This window comes from Sphaerisporangium dianthi, assembly GCF_042654065.1.
In the GTDB taxonomy this organism is placed as follows: domain Bacteria; phylum Actinomycetota; class Actinomycetes; order Streptosporangiales; family Streptosporangiaceae; genus Sphaerisporangium; species Sphaerisporangium dianthi.
In genome coordinates this window covers 24,165-41,357 of sequence record NZ_JBHSFP010000011.1, presented here as the reverse complement: position 1 = coordinate 41,357, position 17,193 = coordinate 24,165, and the positions used below count along the sequence as shown (strand labels likewise).

18 protein-coding genes are annotated in these 17,193 nt (G+C 70.7%); 13 read left to right on the top strand and 5 right to left on the bottom strand.

Annotated elements, in window-relative coordinates; genetic code table 11:
• Positions 1-198: 198 nt before the first annotated feature.
• The 6 genes from chvE to ACFO60_RS17900 all read left to right on the top strand — a co-directional run bounded on the left by chvE (position 199) and on the right by ACFO60_RS17900 (position 6,485).
• A complete protein-coding gene (gene chvE / locus ACFO60_RS17925) occupies positions 199-1,338 on the top strand; it encodes a multiple monosaccharide ABC transporter substrate-binding protein (protein WP_380841522.1) in 1,140 nt (379 codons plus the stop codon).
• A gap of 70 nt (positions 1,339-1,408) precedes the next feature.
• Entirely contained in the window at positions 1,409-2,947 is a 1,539-nt protein-coding gene (gene mmsA / locus ACFO60_RS17920) for a multiple monosaccharide ABC transporter ATP-binding protein (RefSeq protein ID WP_380841520.1), read from the top strand.
• Complete coding sequence (gene mmsB / locus ACFO60_RS17915) at positions 2,944-4,206, top strand: multiple monosaccharide ABC transporter permease (protein WP_380841519.1); 1,263 nt, start codon at positions 2,944-2,946, stop codon at positions 4,204-4,206. Before mmsA ends, mmsB begins: the two co-directional genes overlap by 4 nt.
• Before the next feature lie 270 nt (positions 4,207-4,476).
• Positions 4,477-5,466 (top strand): GTP 3',8-cyclase MoaA, encoded by a 990-nt coding sequence (moaA, locus tag ACFO60_RS17910; protein WP_380841518.1) that lies wholly within the window; start codon positions 4,477-4,479, stop codon positions 5,464-5,466.
• Position 5,467: 1 nt separating this feature from the next.
• Positions 5,468-6,181, top strand: a complete 714-nt coding sequence (mobA, locus tag ACFO60_RS17905) for a molybdenum cofactor guanylyltransferase (protein ID WP_380841517.1) — start codon at positions 5,468-5,470, stop codon at positions 6,179-6,181.
• Positions 6,182-6,227: 46 nt separating this feature from the next.
• A complete protein-coding gene (locus ACFO60_RS17900; RefSeq protein ID WP_380841515.1) occupies positions 6,228-6,485 on the top strand; it encodes a DUF6457 domain-containing protein in 258 nt (85 codons plus the stop codon).
• A 214-nt stretch (positions 6,486-6,699) separates the two neighbouring features.
• On the opposite strand, the gene ACFO60_RS17895 is transcribed toward ACFO60_RS17900, so the two are convergent.
• The gene (locus tag ACFO60_RS17895) at positions 6,700-7,011 is read right to left on the bottom strand and encodes a DUF3099 domain-containing protein (protein WP_380841514.1); all 312 of its coding nucleotides are present in this window, start codon (positions 7,009-7,011) and stop codon (positions 6,700-6,702) included.
• A gap of 94 nt (positions 7,012-7,105) precedes the next feature.
• Here ACFO60_RS17895 and ACFO60_RS17890 point away from each other — a divergent pair, with 94 nt between their 5' ends.
• Positions 7,106-7,318: a dodecin gene (locus ACFO60_RS17890; protein ID WP_380841513.1), complete on the top strand. Its 213-nt coding sequence runs from the start codon at positions 7,106-7,108 to the stop codon at positions 7,316-7,318.
• Positions 7,319-7,370: 52 nt separating this feature from the next.
• Here the strand turns inward: ACFO60_RS17890 and ACFO60_RS17885 are convergent, their stop codons facing one another.
• Positions 7,371-8,738, bottom strand: coding sequence for a metallopeptidase TldD-related protein (locus ACFO60_RS17885; protein ID WP_380841512.1), 1,368 nt, complete (start codon positions 8,736-8,738; stop codon positions 7,371-7,373).
• A complete protein-coding gene (locus ACFO60_RS17880) occupies positions 8,735-10,234 on the bottom strand; it encodes a TldD/PmbA family protein (RefSeq protein WP_380841510.1) in 1,500 nt (499 codons plus the stop codon). The genes ACFO60_RS17885 and ACFO60_RS17880 overlap by 4 nt, the downstream gene beginning before the upstream one ends.
• A gap of 76 nt (positions 10,235-10,310) precedes the next feature.
• On the opposite strand from ACFO60_RS17880, the gene fabG reads away from it, so the two are divergent.
• Together fabG and fabI are read left to right on the top strand one after the other, a co-directional pair.
• Entirely contained in the window at positions 10,311-11,015 is a 705-nt protein-coding gene (fabG, locus tag ACFO60_RS17875; RefSeq protein ID WP_380841509.1) for a 3-oxoacyl-ACP reductase FabG, read from the top strand.
• 1 nt (position 11,016) lies between these two features.
• Positions 11,017-11,781, top strand: a complete 765-nt coding sequence (gene fabI, locus ACFO60_RS17870; RefSeq protein WP_380841508.1) for an enoyl-ACP reductase FabI — start codon at positions 11,017-11,019, stop codon at positions 11,779-11,781.
• Between the two features lie 67 nt (positions 11,782-11,848).
• Here the strand turns inward: fabI and ACFO60_RS17865 are convergent, their stop codons facing one another.
• Positions 11,849-13,021, bottom strand: coding sequence for a hypothetical protein (locus ACFO60_RS17865; protein WP_380841506.1), 1,173 nt, complete (start codon positions 13,019-13,021; stop codon positions 11,849-11,851).
• 181 nt (positions 13,022-13,202) lie between these two features.
• Positions 13,203-14,153 carry an aldo/keto reductase gene (locus tag ACFO60_RS17860; RefSeq protein ID WP_380841505.1) on the bottom strand — a complete coding sequence of 317 codons (951 nt, stop codon included), beginning with the start codon at positions 14,151-14,153 and terminating at the stop codon, positions 13,203-13,205.
• Between the two features lie 148 nt (positions 14,154-14,301).
• Between ACFO60_RS17860 and ACFO60_RS17855 the strand changes: the two genes are divergently transcribed.
• From ACFO60_RS17855 to ACFO60_RS17840, 4 genes are read left to right on the top strand one after another with little or no spacing between them, the layout of a single operon-like run.
• Positions 14,302-15,123, top strand: a complete 822-nt coding sequence (locus ACFO60_RS17855) for an undecaprenyl-diphosphate phosphatase (RefSeq protein WP_380841504.1) — start codon at positions 14,302-14,304, stop codon at positions 15,121-15,123.
• Positions 15,124-15,132: 9 nt separating this feature from the next.
• Entirely contained in the window at positions 15,133-15,846 is a 714-nt protein-coding gene (locus ACFO60_RS17850; RefSeq protein ID WP_380841502.1) for a histidine phosphatase family protein, read from the top strand.
• A gap of 9 nt (positions 15,847-15,855) precedes the next feature.
• Positions 15,856-16,416, top strand: coding sequence for a DUF3090 domain-containing protein (locus ACFO60_RS17845; RefSeq protein ID WP_380841501.1), 561 nt, complete (start codon positions 15,856-15,858; stop codon positions 16,414-16,416).
• Positions 16,413-17,177, top strand: a complete 765-nt coding sequence (locus ACFO60_RS17840; protein ID WP_380841500.1) for an SCO1664 family protein — start codon at positions 16,413-16,415, stop codon at positions 17,175-17,177. The genes ACFO60_RS17845 and ACFO60_RS17840 overlap by 4 nt, the downstream gene beginning before the upstream one ends.
• Positions 17,178-17,193: the final 16 nt, after the last annotated feature.

Below are 17,193 nucleotides of genomic sequence, written 5' to 3'. Positions count from 1 at the left end.
GGCGCAGGCCGGATGCCCCAGGGCGCCGGCAACGCGTCCGCCCCGCCGCTCCCACCCCCCTCGTGGGGGCGTGCGCGCGGACGGCCGGCCGCTCCGCCACGGCCGATCAGTCCGCGACGCGCAACGGGCCCCGCAGACGGGGCCCGGCAGGATTCCACCCCGCACGCATCGGGACCCCCACTCGCAAGGAGTAGAACGATGAGATTCGCAAGAATGGCGACGGTGGCATCCACCTTCGCGCTGGCCGCGGCGCTGACCGCCTGCGGCTCCAGCCAGAAGACCGTCGACGCTCAGGCGCCCTCCTCCGGCGCCGCCGCGGACAACAGCGGCGCGCTCGTGGGCGTCACGATGCCGACCAAGTCCTCCGAGCGCTGGATCCACGACGGCGACAACGTCAAGGCGAGCCTTGAGAAGCTCGGCTACAAGGTCGACCTCCAGTACGCCGAGAACGACATCCCCACCCAGGTCAACCAGATCGAGAACCAGATCACCAAGGGCGCCAAGCTCCTGGTCATCGCCTCGATCGACGGCACGGCCATCACCACCCAGCTCCAGCAGGCGGCCGACAAGCACATTCCGGTCATCGCCTACGACCGGCTGATCCGCAACAGCCCGAACGTCGACTACTACGCCACCTTCGACAACTTCAAGGTCGGAGTGCAGCAGGCCACCTCGCTGCTGGTCGGCCTGAAGCTCAAGACCGCCGACGGCGGCGAGGGCGACGCCAAGGGCCCCTTCAACGTCGAGCTGTTCGCCGGTTCGCCGGACGACAACAACGCCACGTTCTTCTTCAACGGCGCGATGTCGGTGCTCCAGCCCTACATCGACAAGGGCACCCTGAAGGTCCAGAGCGGCCAGACCGACTTCAAGACCGTCGCCATCCTGCGCTGGGACCCCGCCACCGCGCAGAAGCGCATGGAGGACCTGCTCACCAAGACCTACAGCGGCGGCAAGAAGGTCGACGGCGTCCTGTCCCCCTACGACGGCCTGTCGATCGGCATCCTGTCGGCGCTGAAGAGCAACGGCTACGGCACCTCCGGCCAGCCGTACCCGATCGTGACCGGCCAGGACGCCGAGCTCGCCTCGGTGAAGTCCATCATCGCCGGTGAGCAGTACTCCACGATCTACAAGGACACCCGCCAGCTCGCGGAGATCACCGTCAAGATGGCCGACGCCGTGCTCAAGGGCGGCAAGCCCGAGGTGAACAACACCAAGGACTACGACAACGGCAACAAGGTCGTCCCCTCGTACCTGCTCGACCCGGTGATCGTCGACAAGACGAACTACCAGAAGATCGTGGTCGACAGCGGTTACTACACGCAGGCGCAGCTGGGCTGATCCACGCGGTGCGGCGCCGTGTCCACGGCGCCGCACCACGCCGTGACATTCCCTGAGAGACGGAAACGACATGACCGACGACATCCTGCGGATGCGTGGAATCACCAAGACGTTCCCCGGAGTCAAGGCGCTCCAGGACGTCAACCTGTCCGTCCGCCGAGGCGAGATCCACGCGATCTGCGGAGAGAACGGCGCGGGCAAGTCGACGCTGATGAAGGTGCTGTCGGGCGTGTACCCCCACGGCACCTACGACGGTGAGATCCTCTTCGACGGCGAGCCGTGCCGCTTCGCGAGCATCCGCGACAGCGAGCACCGCGGCATCGTGATCATTCACCAGGAGCTCGCGCTGAGCCCGCAGCTCTCGATCGCCGAGAACATCTTCCTGGGCAATGAGCGCGCCAAGCGCGGCCTCATCGACTGGAACCGCACCAACCACGAGGCCGGCCAGCTGCTCCAGCGGGTGGGTCTGGACGAGAACCCGGTGACCCCGGTCGCCGACATCGGCGTGGGCAAGCAGCAGCTCGTCGAGATCGCCAAGGCGCTCTCCAAGAAGGTGCGGCTGCTGATCCTGGACGAGCCGACCGCCGCGCTGAACGACGAGGACTCCGCGCACCTGCTGGACCTGCTGCGCGGGCTGCGCGACGAGGGCATCACCTGCGTGATCATCTCGCACAAGCTCAACGAGGTCATCGCGATCGCCGACTCGATCACCATCCTGCGCGACGGCCGCACGATCGAGACCATGGGCATGAAGACCGATCATGTCACCGAGGACCGCATCATCTCGGGCATGGTCGGCCGCGACCTGGAGAGCCGCTTCCCGCCGCACGAGCCCCACATCGGCGAGGAGGCGCTGCGCATCGAGGACTGGACGGTCTACAGCCCCACGCAGCGCGGGCGCAAGGTCGTCTCCGGCGCGAACATGACGCTGCGGCGCGGCGAGATCGTCGGCCTGGCCGGCCTGATGGGCGCGGGGCGCACCGAACTGGCCATGAGCGTGTTCGGCCGCTCCTACGGCACCGACATCTCCGGGCGCGTCTTCCGCGACGGCAAGCTCGTCGAGATCCGCTCGGTGCGCGACGCCATCAAGCACGGCATCGCCTACGCCACCGAGGACCGCAAGCGCTACGGCCTCAACCTCATCGACGACATCAAGCGCAACATCTCCGCCGCGGACCTGCCCAGGCTGGCCCAGCGCGGATGGATCAACGACCACGAGGAGTTCCGGGTCGCCGAGGACTTCCGCGCGAGCATGAACATCAAGGCGCCCAGCGTGCTGAGCATCACCGGCAAGCTCAGCGGCGGCAACCAGCAGAAGGTGGTCCTCTCCAAGTGGATCTTCACTGACGCCGACGTGCTCATCCTGGACGAGCCCACCCGGGGCATCGACGTGGGCGCCAAGTACGAGATCTACTCGATCATCAACCGCCTGGCCGACCAGGGCAAGGCGATCCTGGTCATATCCTCTGAACTGCCCGAACTGCTAGGTCTGTGCGATCGGATCTACACGCTCTCGGAAGGCCGCATCACCGGCGAGGTCGCGCGCGAGGACGCGACCCAGGAACGCCTGATGCACTACATGATGAAGGGACAGGAGCAGATCCGATGACCAGCATCTCCCCTGCCGGCGCCGATGTGGCCCCGGGCGGAAATGACGCCGGACCCGCGCAGCCGCCTGGGCGCACGTCGCTGTTCGGCATCTCGCTCAACATCCGGCAGAGCGGCATCTACATCGCCTTCGCGCTGATCGTCGTGCTGTTCGCGGTGCTGACCGATGGCGCCCTGCTGGAGCCGCAGAACATCTCCAACGTCATCGTCCAGAACTCCTACATCCTCATCCTCGCCATCGGCATGATCATCATCATCATCGCCGGGCACATCGACCTGTCGGTGGGGTCGGTGGTCGGCGTGACCGGCGCCATCGCGGCGGTGCTGATGGTGAACTACTCGGTCCCCTGGCCGCTCGCCGTTCTGCTCACCCTCGTCGCCGGCGCCCTCATCGGCGCCTGGCAGGGTTACTGGATCGCCTACTTCGGCATCCCGGCGTTCATCGTGACCCTGGCCGGCATGCTGCTGTTCCGCGCGCTCACCCTGACGGTGCTGGGCAACCAGGGCATCGGCCCCTTCCCCGACCAGGTGCGCACGCTGGCCAACGGATTCACCGACGGCTATCTGGGCAACATCGGCCTCGGCGCGCTCGGCGGCGCCGACCTGTTCAGCCTGCTCGTCGGCGTCATCGCGGTCGGCGGCATGGCCCTGTCCCAGTGGCGCACGCGCGCCGCGCGGCAGAGCTACAACCAGGGCGTCGACCCGATGCCGGTCTTCCTGCTGAAGATCATCGCGGCGGCGGTCGTGGTCCTCGCCATCGTGGTGCAGCTCGCCCGTTTCAAGAACCTGCCCTGGGTGCTGGTGCTGCTGGCGGTCCTGGTGCTCGGCTACACGATGCTGACCAACCGCGCGGTGTTCGGCCGCCGCATCTACGCCATCGGCGGCAACCTGCAGGCCGCGGTGCTGTCCGGCGTCAAGGTCAAGTCGGTGGTCTTCTGGATCTTCGTCAACATGGGCGTGCTGTCGGCCCTGGCCGGCGTCATCTTCGCCGGGCGCCTCAACCAGGCGGGGCCCACCGCAGGCACCACCTACGAGCTGGACGCCATCGCGGCGGCCTTCATCGGCGGCGCGGCCGTCCAGGGCGGCGTCGGCAAGGTGATCGGCGCGATCACCGGTGGCCTGATCATGGGTGTGATCAACAACGGCATGTCGCTGATCGGCGCGCCGAGCGAGCGCGTGATGCTGGTCAAGGGCATCGTCCTGCTGGCCGCGGTCGCCTTCGACGTCTGGACCAAGCGCCGGTCGGGCAGCGCCCAGTAAGACCGGCGGCGGGCCCGGCGAGCCCGGGCCGGCACGCCGGAACGGAGACGGGCGGCGCCCCCTGCACCGGGGCGCCGCCCGCGTCTTGAGGGCCCTGGCGGAGCCGGCCCCGTGGAGCGACCGCCGGAAACGGATGGGCACGCGCGGAATGCCGCGGGGCGCTGGGCCGTTTCGTCGGAGGCGACGTCTACTGTGAAAGTCATACACCTTCGCCGTAGGCAGACGGCTTCACAGACGACTCACGCGCGCAAACCTTCAGGAGGCCCCCCGGTGCTCGTTGACTCGTTCGGGCGAGTGGCCACCGACCTCAGGGTCTCGCTGACCGACAAGTGCAACCTCCGCTGCACGTACTGCATGCCGCCGGAGGGGCTCGACTGGCTGCCCAAGCCCGAACTCCTCACCGCCGACGAGATCTGCCGCCTGGTGGCCATCGGCGTCGAGCGGCTCGGCATCACCGAGATCCGCTACACCGGGGGAGAACCGCTCCTGCGGCGTGAGCTCGTCGAGATCGTCGCGCGCACCGCCGCCCTGCGTCCCCGGCCCCAGCTCTCGATCACCTCCAACGGCATCGGTCTGACCCGCCTGGCAGGGCCGCTGGCCGAGGCCGGGCTCGACCGCGTCAACGTCTCTCTCGACACCCTCGACCGCGAGGCGTTCGCCAGGCTCACCAACCGCGACCGGCTGCCCGACGTCCTCGACGGCCTGGCCGCCGCCGACGCGGCGGGCCTGCGCCCGGTGAAGGTCAACTCCGTCCTCATGCGGGACGTCAACGACCACGACGCCGTGCGGCTGCTGCGCTACTGCCTGGACCACGGCTACGAGTTGCGCTTCATCGAGCAGATGCCGCTGGACGCCCAGCACGGCTGGCGCCGCGAGAACATGGTGACCGCCGACGAGATCCTCGCCACCCTGTCCGCCGAGTTCACGCTGACCCCCGACGACCCCGGGCGGCGCGGCAGCGCCCCGGCCGAGGTGTTCCTGGTGGACGGCGGGCCGGCGAAGGTCGGCGTCATCGGCTCGGTGACCCGCCCGTTCTGCGGCGCCTGCGACCGGGTACGGCTGACGGCCGACGGCCAGATCCGCAACTGCCTGTTCGCCACCGACGAGTCCGACCTGCGCGCCGCCCTGCGCTCGGGCGCCTCCGACGATGAGATCGCGCGGCGATGGGTCGCCGCGGTGCGGGGCAAGCGCGCCGGGCACGGCATCGACGATCCGAGCTTCCTGCAGCCGTCCCGCCCCATGTCGGCCATCGGCGGCTGAGATGGGCGCAGCGCCGCCCGGGCCGCCCGGCGACGCCGTGGCCCCTGCCGAGCCCGCCGGGCCCTCCCGCGACGCGGCGGCCCCGGCCGGGCCGCCCTACGACGCGGTGGTGCTGGCCGGAGGCCTGGCGCGCCGGCTCGGCGGCGAGGACAAGCCAGGGGTCAGCGTCGGCGGCCTGACCCTGGTCGAGCGGGTCGTGGCCGCGGTGCCCGGCGCCGGGCGGCTCATCGTGGTCGGCCCGCGCCGTCCCGGGCTGCCCCGTGCCGAGTTCGTCCGCGAGCACCCGCCCGGCGGCGGCCCCGTCCCGGCTCTGCGCGCGGGCCTGACCCGGTCGCGCGCGCCCTGGGTGGCGCTGCTCGCCGCCGACCTGCCCTTCCTGCTGCCCGAGCATGTGACGGCGCTGCTGTCGGCCGCTCAGGGCCGGCGGGGGGCGGTGCTCGTCGACGACGGCGGCCGCGAGCAGTGGCTCACCGGCGTCTGGCGCGCCGAGACCCTGTCGCGCGCCCTGGCCGGGTATGGGGGGCGGTCGCTGTACGGGCTGCTCGGTCCGCTGGACCCGGCGCGGCTCGCGCTCCCGGTGGGCGACGGCGGCCTGGTTCCGTGGTTCGATTGCGACACGATCGACGATGTGCGGGACGCCAGGCGGCTGACGCCGCGCGGGGTCGCCGAGCCGTCGTCCGGCCCTCACGCGGCGGCCGATCGTGAGCGCCCGTGAAGGCACGCAAGCGATTTCGTGAAAGATTCACCACGAAGGGGACCACATGAACGTGCTCGCTGAGTGGACGGCGCTGGTCTGCAAAGAGCTGGGCATCGACCCCGAGCGGGTCGACAGGGACGCCGTCCTCGATCTGACCAGGGACGTCGCCCATGGGGTGGCCCGTCCTGCCGCGCCGCTCACGGCTTACCTGCTCGGGCTGGCGCAGGGCGCGGGCACCGCGCCGCCGCGGGCGGCCGAGCGCCTGTCGGCGATGGCGGAGAACTGGGGCCAGGCGACGGAGGAGACCCTCGGCGACCGTTGAGCGCCGCGCGCGCCGGGGGAAGTGCCGGACGCATTTGACCGGCGAATATATCTGGAAATGGGCGACGCCGGGTGGTTACGGGGGCAAACCACCCGGCGTCGCTTCATCGGCGTTCCGACGGGGGCCCGGAACGCCGGCACGAGCGCTCCGACGGGGGACCAGAGCGCTTGCTTAAAGCGTACACCTACAACCCATGGGGTGCGTCAAGAGTTTGTCACGACCCGATCTCGCGTCGGTGCCGTGGTATCTCGGTTTGGTTAGGTCGTTCCTCGTCAAAGGCGCTGCTCGCGCCGGTGCCCGGCTGGTTCGCGCCCACGACGGCGATGTACGGCAGGAAGATGGCCCCGGCGACGAAAAGCGCCCGGACGGGCCAGGGGACCTCCAGTACTACGGCGAGAATCAGACAAATGGTGCGAATGCCCATTTGGATGAAATAACGCTTCTCCCGGCGACCGATGTCGGCCGTCAGCGAGGGCCTCGCGTTGGTGACCTCATGTACGACCGTGCGGCCGCGCCGAAACCTCACAAGAACCACGTTAGTCCGCGAAGTCGTCGGGGACGACGGCGGCCATGAGGCGGGCGGGCGTCATACGATCAAGGCCGACGCTAAGGAGACATCGATGAGCGATCGTACGTACCGCGTGACCGAGATCGTCGGCACGTCGCCCGAGAGCGTGGACCAGGCGATCCGCAACGGCGTTCGCCGGGCGGCCCAGACCCTGCGCCACCTCGACTGGTTCGAGGTGACCGAGGTGCGCGGCCAGATCTTGGACGGAGAGATCAGCCACTTCCAGGTCGGGATGAAGGTCGGCTTCCGCCTGGAGGATTCCTGACGGCAGGCGACGCTCCCGGTGCCGGGGCGCCCCGGCACCGGGGGGAGGCGGCTCAACTGGCCTGACTGACCGTCGACATGTTGAAGTCGGGCACCCGCACCGGGGGCATGACGGTGCGGGTGAAGTAGTCGTTCCACTCGCGGGGGAGGGTCTGCCCCGCGCGGCCGATCTCGGTGAGTCGGCCCAGCAGGTCGACGGGGCTCTCGTTGAACCGGAAGTTGTTCACCTCGCCGACCACCTCGCCGTTCTCCACGAGATAGACGCCGTCGCGGGTGAGGCCCGTCAGCAGCAGCGACTGCGGGTCCACCTCGCGGATGTACCACAGGCAGGTCAGCAGCAGGCCGCGGTCGGTGGAGGCGATCATCTCCTCCAGCGAGCGCCCGTCCTCTGGCCCCGCCATGATCAGGTTGTCGATCGCGGGAGTCGCCGCCAGCCCGGTGAGCTCGGCGGAGTGCCGGGTCTGCAGCAGCGCCGCCAGGGCGCCGTCGCCGATCCAGTCGGTCCTCGACAGCGGCAGCCCGTTGTCGAAGACCGAACGCTCGCGGCTGCTCGCGTGGGCGACCACGAACGGCGCGCACTCGATGCCGCCGGCGGCGGGATCGCTGTACAGGCGCACCGGTGAGGCCGACAGCGACTCGCCGACCCGGGTGCCGCCACCCGGCTTGGAGAACACCGTGCGGCCGTCGGCGGCGTCCCTGGCCCCGGCCGACCAGTACAGGTAGATCATCAGGTCGGCGACCGCCGTGGGCGGGATCAGCGTCTCATAGCGCCCGGCAGGCAGGGCGACGCGGCGCTTGGCCCAGTCGAGGCGCCGCCCGAGCGTCTCGTCCAGCGAGGCGACGTCCACGTCGGTGAAGTCCCTGGTGGCCACGCCGGTCCAGGCGGAGCGGGCCATGTCGGGCGACTTGGCGTTGAGTTCGAGACGCCCCGTCGGCTGGTCATGGCGCAGCCGCAGCCCGCTGGAGGAGCCGACGAAGGTCGAGGTGACGATGTGCTCGGCGAACCCGTACAACCTGCGGCCGGCGGCCTCCGCCCCGGCGAACGCCTCGCCGAGCGCCGGCGCGAACCGCTCGAACACCTCGATCGAGGTCGACTCGGCGGGGCGGTCCCAGTGCGCCGACTGCGCCGCGGCGACCAGCGGCCGGGCGTCCTCGGCGGGGAGCGCCTCGTGGGAGGCGAGGTCGGCGGCGGTCACCACGTCGGCGAGCTGGTCGGGACGCACCGCCGACCGCGAGACGACGCCGGCGCCCCGTCCGGTGATCGAGATGACGGTGAGCCGGGAGGATCGGGCCACGCCGTTGGTGGTCAGGGTGTTGCCGGCGAAGCGGAGGTTCGCGGTGGACCCCTCGTCGACGATCACGACGCATTCGTCGGCCTTGCTGAGGGCAAGGGCACGCTCGACGGTCTCCTGAGGAGTCACTTTCCACCTTCCTGAACGGTGTTGAGGATCTTTACCCCGCGGAACAGCGCCGAGGGACACCCGTGGCTTACGGGCGCCACCTGACCCGGCTGGCCCTTGCCGCAGTTGAAGGCGCCCCCGAGGACGTAGGTGGCGGGACCGCCGACGGCCTCCATCGAGCGCCAGAAGTCGGTGGTGGTGGCCTGGTAGGCCACGTCGCGCACCTGCCCGGTGAGCCGGCCGTCCTCGATGCGGTAGAACCGCTGGCCGGTGAACTGGAAGTTGTACCGCTGCATGTCGATCGACCAGCTCTTGTCGCCCATGACGTAGATGCCGCGCTCGACCCGCGAGATCAGCTCGTCGGTCGAGGGGCCGTCGAGGGCGGGCTGGAGGGAGACGTTGGCCATGCGCTGGATGGGCATGTGCCCGGGGGAGTCGGCGAACGCGCAGCCGTTGGAGGGGCCGAGGCCCTTCAGCAGCGCCATGCGCCGGTCGAGCTGGTAGCCCACCAGCGTGCCGCCCCGCACGATGTCGAACTGGCGCGTCGCCACGCCGTCGTCGTCGTAGCCGATCGAGGCCAGGCCGTGCTCGGCGGTGCGGTCGCCGGTGACGTGCATGATCGGCGAGCCGTAGTCGAGCGTGCCGAGCCGGTCGAAGGTGGCGAAGCTCGTGCCCGCGTAGGCCGCCTCGTAGCCGAGCGCCCGGTCGAGCTCGGTGGCGTGCCCGATGGACTCGTGGATGGTCAGCCACAGGTTGGAGGGATGGATGACCAGGTCGTAGACGCCCGCCTCGACCGAGGGCGCCTTGAGCTTCTCCTCCAGCAGCTCGGGCAGCGTGACGAGCTCGGCGGGGAAGTCCCAGCCGGTGCCGGTGAGGTACTCGTAGCCGCGGCCGGCGGGCGGGGCCAGCGTGCGCATGTCGTCGAAGCGGCCATCGGCCGCCCGCATCACGGTGAGCACCGGGTGGATGCGCACCCGCTGCTGGGTGGCCTGCGTGCCCGCGGTGTCGGCGTAGAACTTCTGCTCCTTGACCTGCATCAGCGAGGCGGAGACATGGTCGACGCGCGGGTCCTTCAGCAGGCCGGCCGACCAGTCGGCGAGCAGGGCGGCCTTGTCCTTCATCGGCACGGAGAAGGGGTCGACGTCGTAGGGCGACACCCACGTGACCTGGTCGTGCACCGGCTCGGCGGCGAGTTCGACGGGCTCGCGGTTGACGGCGGCGGCGACCCGCGCGACCTTCACGGCCTGCTCGGCGACGCCGGCGGCCGCCTCGGGGGTCAGCTCGATGCCCGCGGCGAAGCCCCAGGTGCCCTCGCGGATGACCCGGACGGCGTAGCCGAGGTCGTCGGCGTCCATGGAGCCTTCGAGACGGGCGTCGAAAAGGCTCAGCGTCTCGCCGCGCACGCGTTCGAGCCGGAAGTCGGCGTGTTCGGCGCCCAGTTCTCGGGCGCGCTGCAGGGCCGCGTCCGCCAGCCGCCTGAGCGGAAGGGCGAGGAAGTCGGGATCGATCTGGCGCATGTCCACGATCCTAGCCGCGTGATCTTGTATGGCGCGGATATGGGTTTACCTGCGAGTAGGCGATAGCGTCGTGCCCATGCCTCGATCAGTACTCGTAACCGGCGGCAACCGCGGGATCGGCCTTTCGATCGCCCGCGAGCTGGCCGCCGCCGGTGACGCCGTCGCCGTCACCTACCGCTCAGGAGAGCCCCCCGAGGGCCTGTTCGGTGTGAAGTGTGACGTCACCAGCTCCGAAGACGTCGACGTGGCCTTCTCCAAAGCAGAGGCCGAGCACGGCCCCGTCGAGATCGTGGTGGCCAACGCCGGCGTCACCAGGGACACCTTGCTGCCGCTGATGAAGGAAGACGCCTTCGCCGACGTCATCGACACCAACCTCACCGGCGCCTACCGCGTCGCCAAGCGGGCGAGCCGCGGCATGCTGCGCATGCGCCGCGGGCGCATCGTGCTCATGTCCTCGGTCGTGGCCATGCTCGGCTCGGCCGGCCAGACCAACTACGCGGCCTCCAAGGCCGGCCTGATCGGCTTCGGCCGCTCGCTGGCGCGCGAGCTCGGGTCGCGCGGCATCACCGTCAACGTCGTGGCTCCGGGCTTCGTCGAGACCGACATGACGGCCGCCCTGGACGCCGAGCAGCAGGACGCCATACTGCGCAACATCCCGCTCGGCAGGGCCGCGACCAGTGCCGACATCGCAAGGGTGGTCAGGTTCCTGGTCAGCGAGGACGCCGCCTACATCACCGGGGCCGTCGTCCCGGTCGACGGCGGTCTTGGAATGGGGCACTGACATGGGAATCCTCGACGGCAAGCGGCTGCTCGTCACCGGCGTGCTCACCGACGCCTCCATCGCCTTCTCGGTCGCCAAGCTGGCCCAGCAGGAGGGCGCCACCATCGTGCTCACCGGCTTCGGCCGCCTGAGCCTGGTCGAGCGCATCGCCAAGCGCCTTCCCGAGCCCCCGCCGGTGATCGAGCTCGACGTGCAGAACACCGAGCAGCTCGACACCCTGGCCGACCGCGTCGGCGAGCACCTCGACGGCCTGGACGGCGTGGTCCACTCGATCGGCTTCGCGCCGCAGACGGCCCTCGGCGGCAACTTCCTCAACACGTCCTGGGAGGACGTGGCCACGGCCGTGCACATCTCCACCTACTCCTTCAAGTCGCTGGCGGTCGCCTGCCTGCCCCTGATGAAGGAGGGCGGCTCGGTCGTCGGCCTCGACTTCGACGCCACCAAGGCGTGGCCGGTCTACGACTGGATGGGCGTGGCCAAGGCCGGCCTCGAGTCCTGCTCGCGCTATCTGGCCCGCGACCTCGGCAAGCACGGCATCCGGGTGAACCTGGTGGCGGCCGGGCCGCTGCGCACCATGGCCGCCAAGAGCATCCCCGGCTTCACCGAGTTCGAAGAGAGCTGGCCGGCCAAGGCGCCCCTCGGGTGGGACCTCACCGACCCGGTGCCCGCCGCCAAGGCCTGCGTCTCCCTGCTGTCCGACTGGTTCCCCGCCACCACCGGCGAGATCGTCCACGTGGACGGCGGAGTCCACGCCATCGGCGCCTGACCGGCTCCGCCCTCACCGCTGTCTTCGCCCTCACCGCTGTCTCTGGCCTCAAGGCCGCCCCGCCGGCTCAGGCCAGGCGGTGGCGGCCGGCGTCGGAGGGACGCATGCCGTCGAACGGCATCGACCGGGGCGCGTCGGCGTCCCGGCGCGACTGCACGATGCGGGCCGCGAGGATCGCCGAAGCCAGCAGCACCGCGGTCAGCACGGTGCCGACGACGTCGTAGGGCTTGCTCGGCACGGCGGTGCGCGCCCGCGGGTCTCCGGCCAGCGACGGCAGCGGCAGGCCCGGCCACAGCGTCACCACCGGCGGCGCCTCCACGTCCGCGGAGGGCGGTTCGGGCACGCGGGCCTGGGGTGTGGCACGGTCCACGGGCAGGCCCGCTCCGGCGCCGCCCGGGGGAAGGGACTCCTCTTCCGGCGCGAGCCCATCTGAGGGGGCCTCCCCGGTCTCGCCCGGCCGGACGTCCGGGGGGGCCGAAGGGGGAGGCGAAGGCGTGGAACGGTCCGTTCCGGCGGGCGGCTTGGACGCCGGAGGGATTTCGCTCCGGTCACTCCCGCCGCAGTCGCCGGAGCCGACCAGGGGCAGGCAGCCGGCGTCGAGCTCCAGCAGGTCACCTCCGGAGACGTCGCGCGGCACGGCCGGACTCTGGGAGGCGGTCGCGGAGGGCGTGCCGGGGGAGGCGGGCTCGGCCGTGGGCGACGGACCGCCGGCCCGCTTGCCGGTGGTCTTCTCGCCCCGGTCGGTCACCGGCTTCAGCCGTTCGTCGCCGAGGTCCTCGACGGAGTCCTTCACCGGTTTGAGCGCGTCGTCGCCGAGGTCCTCGACGGAGTCCTTCACGGGCTTGAGCGCGTCGTCGGCCAGGTCGGTGACCGTGTCGGTCACGGGCTTGAGCGCGTTGTCGGCCAGGTCGGTGACCGTGTCGGTCACGGGTTCGAGCGCGTTGTCGGCCAGGTCGGTGACCGTGTCGGTCACGGGTTCGAGCGCGTCGTCGGCCACATCGGTGACCGTGTCGGTCACGGGCTCGAGCCCGTCGCCGCCGGGATCGCCGATCGCGTTCCCGACCTCGCCCAGCAGGTCGCACACCTTCCCCGTGAGGCCGGACAGGACCAACGCGCCACGGCCGCAGCCGTCCGCCCCGGCCGATGATCCGGCGGCCGGCGTCGCCACCAGCAGAGCGGTCCCCCCCGCCAGTGCCAGCGTCAGCGCTCCCACCGAAATGGCGGTCGTGCCTTTGCGCATGGTCGCCCCTCCATAATCTCCACCCATGCAACCGGAAGACCTGGGGCTCCCCTCCCGCAGTCTTCAAGACCATCGTGTGATATCACGCCGGTCTTTCCGTGAAAAGGTGCGATTCGGTACCGAGTAGTGATACGCGAGCGGGATTCCCGTTAGACCGCCCGCTCACCTCGGCCGCGAAGGCTCACGGGTCGACGGCGGAGACGTCGTCGAGCGCCTCGCGGATCTCCACCGGCAGCGTCAGCTCCTCGGCCTGGAGCACTCCCTTGAGCTGGGCGTGCGTTCGCGCCCCGACGATGGCCGCGGCCACCCCGGGCTGGTCGCGCACCCACGACAGGGCCACCGCGAGCGGGGACACTCCGAGCCCTTCGGCCGCGGTGGTGACCGACTCGACGACGCGGCGGCACCGCTCGTCGAGATAGGGCTGGACGAAGTCGGCGAAGTGCGGCGTCGCGGCCCTGGAGTCGGCGGGGATGCCCACCCGGTACTTGCCGGTCAGCACCCCGCGCCCGAGCGGCGACCACGCCAGCACCCCCGCGCCGACGTGTTCGGCGGCGGGCAGGAGCTCACGCTCGGCCTCCCGGGCCAGCAGGGAGTACTCCACCTGCGCCGAGACGATGGGCGCGCGCGCAGGCGCGCAACGCTGCCACACCCCCGCCGCGGCGAGCTGCCACGCCGCGTAGTTGCACACCCCCGCGTACGCCGCGCGGCCGGAGGCGACGGCGGTGTCGACCGCCGCCAGCGTCTCCTCCAGCGGCACCTCGGCGTCGAAGGCGTGCAGCTGCCACAGGTCGACCTCGTCCACGCCCAGGCGGGCCAGGGAGGCGTCCAGCGCGGACAGCAGGCCCCGGCGCGAGGCGTCGCGGGACCGATGGCCCCGGGGCGTGAGCACCGCCTTGGTCGCGACGACCATCTGCGAGCGCGGCACCGCGTCGCGCAACAGGCGGCCGAGCAGGCGCTCGGCGTCGCCGCCCGCGTAGACGTCGGCGGTGTCGACCAGTGTGCCCCCGGCGTCGGCGAAGGCGACGAGTTGCGCGGCGGCCTCCTCCGCGCTGGTGTCGCGCCCCCAGGTCATGGTGCCCAGCCCCACCCGTGACACCGAAAGACCGCTGCGCCCGACCATTCGCTGATCCATGATCCGGCCAGGTTACCGCGTTGGAACGTCTCATCCGGGCCTATACCGCACGACGCGCCTTCCCATCACGGCGTCGGCGCGATCCTTGCCGGTCGCACACCCGCGCCGCCCACCCGCGCCGCCCGCCTGCCCTAGGCTGGCGCGCACTATGGACGCACTGCAAGCCGTCGTGCTGGGCATCGTGCAGGGGCTCACCGAGTTCCTGCCCATCTCCAGCTCCGCTCACCTGCTCATCGTCCCGCGGCTGTTCGGCTGGGGGGATCCGGGAGCGGCGTTCACCGCGGTGATCCAGCTCGGCACGATGCTGGCCGTGGTCATCTACTTCTGGCGCGACATCGTGCGCATCGCCTGGACCTGGCTGCGCAGCCTGTGGACCCCGGAGCTGCGCGGCGACATGGACGCCCGCATGGGCTGGTACATCGGCCTCGGCACCATCCCGCTCGGCGTGCTCGGGCTGGTGTTCAAGGACCAGATCGAGGGTCCCGCCCGCAACCTGTGGATCAACGCGACCATCTTGATCGTCTTCGGCCTGCTCCTGCTGCTGGCCGAGCAGATCGGCCGGCAGCGCGCGCCGATCAGCGAGCTGACGCTGCGGCAGGGGCTGATCATCGGCGGATTCCAGGCTCTCGCCCTGGTCCCCGGGGCGTCCCGCTCGGGGTCGACCATCACCGGCGGGCTCTTCCTGGGATTCACCCGCGAGGCGGCGGCCCGTTACTCCTTCCTGCTCTCCATCCCCGCGGTGGTGCTCTCGGGGCTGTTCGAGCTGCGCGACGTCGGCGCGGGCGGCGGGCCCGACCTGGTGCCGACCATCATCGCCACCGTCGTGTCGTTCGTCGTTGGGTACGCCTCGATCGCCTGGTTGCTCCGGTACATCACGCGACACTCCATGATGATTTTTGTCACCTACCGCGTCTTCATCGGGGCCTTTCTGCTGACACTGTTGTCTCTAGGGGTGATCACGGCCCAATAAGCTTGCTTTGTGACCACTTTGCTTCTGGTGCGGCACGGTCTGACCGACATGACGGGGCCGGTGCTCGCGGGGTGGACCCCAGGGGTCCATCTGAGCGAGCGAGGCCGCGCCCAGGCCGAGGCCCTCGCCGCGCGGCTGGCGCCCCTGCGCCTGGACGCCGTCGTGTCAAGCCCGCTCGAGCGATGTCAGGAGACCGCCGGGGCGATCCTGGACGGCCGTGAAGGGCTCGAGCTCGCCAGTGACGACCGCTTCGGCGAGTGCGGGTACGGCGAGTGGACGGGGCGCCCGCTGAAGGAGCTGGCCGAAGATCCGCTCTGGCGGGTGGTGCAGCAGCACCCGAGCGCGGCGGTCTTCCCGGGCGGCGAGTCGCTGGCCGGCGTCCAGCGCCGCGCCGTCGCCGCCGTGCGCCACTGGAACGCCAAGCTCGGCGACGAGGCGGTCTATCTCGTGTGCAGCCACGGGGACGTGATCAAGGCGATCGTCGCCGACGCGGTCGGCGCCCACCTCGACCAGTTCCAGCGCATCACGGCCGACCCGGCCTCCCTCACGGTGATCCGCTACACGGCCCTGCGGCCTTTTGTCCTCAGGATCAACGATGTGGGCGGCGGGGTGGAAAATCTCCTACCCCCACCGGTGCACGCCGAGGGTTCGGAGGGGAAAGACGGGGGAGAAAATTTCACCGGGAGCGACGCCGCTGTCGGCGGCGGAGCCGGGACCACGTAAGGTCAGGCTATGCCGGTCTTCGACTACGATCCGCCAGACAGGTTCGTGGCGGGTGCCGTTGGGCAGCCGGGGTCACGCGCCTTCTTTCTGCAAGCCCGCGGTCACGGGCGGGTGACGACCGTGGGCCTGGAGAAGTTCCAGGTGGCGGTGCTGGCCGATCGCCTCGACGAACTGCTCGACGAGGTGCTGCGCCGCAGCGGCGGCACCGCTCCGGTGCCCGCCATGGCGCCGGTCGAACTCGCCGACAAAGGCCCCCTCGACCTGCCCATCGACGAGGACTTCCGGGTCGGCACCATGGCCCTGGCCTGGGACCCCGACACCTCGCAGGTGGTCATCGAGGCCAAAGAGGTCACCGATGACGAAGAAGAGGACGAGACGATCGACGAGGACGCGCCCGAATCGGCCGTCCTGCGCGTGCACATCACCGCGGCCGCGGCCCGCGCGTTCACCCAGCGGGCCCTGGAGCTCGTCGCGGCCGGCCGGCCGCCGTGCCCGCTCTGCGGGCAGCCGCTGGACGCCGACGGGCACATCTGCGTGCGTTTGAACGGCCATCGGGGGGACCGCACGTGAGTGCAGAGAGCGACCCCCGGCTCAGCAGCATCCCCGGCGCGTCCGGACTGGACGACGTCACCGCCCTGCGCCTGCTGCGCGAGGGCACCATCGAGGTCGCGGGCCGGCTGGTCGAGGCGACCAACATGACGCTCTACTGCTCCATCCGCCTGGACGGGCTCGTCGCCGAATGCGTCTACAAGCCCGTCAGAGGCGAGCGGCCTCTGTGGGACTTCCCCGACGGCACGCTCGCCGCGCGCGAGGTCGCCGCCTTCGAGGTGTCGGCCGCGACCGGCTGGCGCATCGTGCCGCCGAGCGTCTACCGCGACGGGCCGTTCGGCCCCGGCATGTGCCAGCTCTGGATCGACACCGACCCCGACGTCGACCTCATGGCCCTGATCCGCAGCCGCAGCCCGGCGCTGCGCCGCATGGCCATCTACGACGCGGTGGTCAACAACGCCGACCGCAAGGGCGGCCACCTGCTGCCCCTGCCCGACGGGCACATCTATGGAGTGGACCACGGCGTCTGCTTCTCCGCCGAGGACAAACTTCGCACCGTGCTGTGGCAGTGGCGCGGCAAGCCCCTCCCGCGCGAGGCGGTGAACGTCCTTGCCAGGCTCGAGCGCGACATAGAGCGCGGCAGGCTCGGCCGGCGGCTGCGCGAACTGCTGACCCTCTCGGAGGTCGAGGCCACCTGGGAGCGCGTGCGCCGGCTGCTCAGCACCGGCGTCCACCCCTCCCCCTCGGAGGACTGGCCCGCGATCCCCTGGCCGCCTATCTGATCGCCCGCCCCAGGTC

Coding starts and splice junctions, on each gene's coding strand:
- fabG (WP_380841509.1), top strand. CDS start 10,311: ATGCCTCGATCAGTACTCGTAACCGGCGGCAACCGCGGGATCGGCCTT.
- mobA (WP_380841517.1), top strand. CDS start 5,468: ATGGGCGCAGCGCCGCCCGGGCCGCCCGGCGACGCCGTGGCCCCTGCC.
- ACFO60_RS17890 (WP_380841513.1), top strand. CDS start 7,106: ATGAGCGATCGTACGTACCGCGTGACCGAGATCGTCGGCACGTCGCCC.
- mmsB (WP_380841519.1), top strand. CDS start 2,944: ATGACCAGCATCTCCCCTGCCGGCGCCGATGTGGCCCCGGGCGGAAAT.
- ACFO60_RS17860 (WP_380841505.1), bottom strand. CDS start 14,153: ATGGATCAGCGAATGGTCGGGCGCAGCGGTCTTTCGGTGTCACGGGTG.
- ACFO60_RS17880 (WP_380841510.1), bottom strand. CDS start 10,234: ATGCGCCAGATCGATCCCGACTTCCTCGCCCTTCCGCTCAGGCGGCTG.
- fabI (WP_380841508.1), top strand. CDS start 11,017: ATGGGAATCCTCGACGGCAAGCGGCTGCTCGTCACCGGCGTGCTCACC.
- ACFO60_RS17900 (WP_380841515.1), top strand. CDS start 6,228: ATGAACGTGCTCGCTGAGTGGACGGCGCTGGTCTGCAAAGAGCTGGGC.
- ACFO60_RS17855 (WP_380841504.1), top strand. CDS start 14,302: ATGGACGCACTGCAAGCCGTCGTGCTGGGCATCGTGCAGGGGCTCACC.
- ACFO60_RS17865 (WP_380841506.1), bottom strand. CDS start 13,021: ATGCGCAAAGGCACGACCGCCATTTCGGTGGGAGCGCTGACGCTGGCA.
- mmsA (WP_380841520.1), top strand. CDS start 1,409: ATGACCGACGACATCCTGCGGATGCGTGGAATCACCAAGACGTTCCCC.
- ACFO60_RS17845 (WP_380841501.1), top strand. CDS start 15,856: ATGCCGGTCTTCGACTACGATCCGCCAGACAGGTTCGTGGCGGGTGCC.
- chvE (WP_380841522.1), top strand. CDS start 199: ATGAGATTCGCAAGAATGGCGACGGTGGCATCCACCTTCGCGCTGGCC.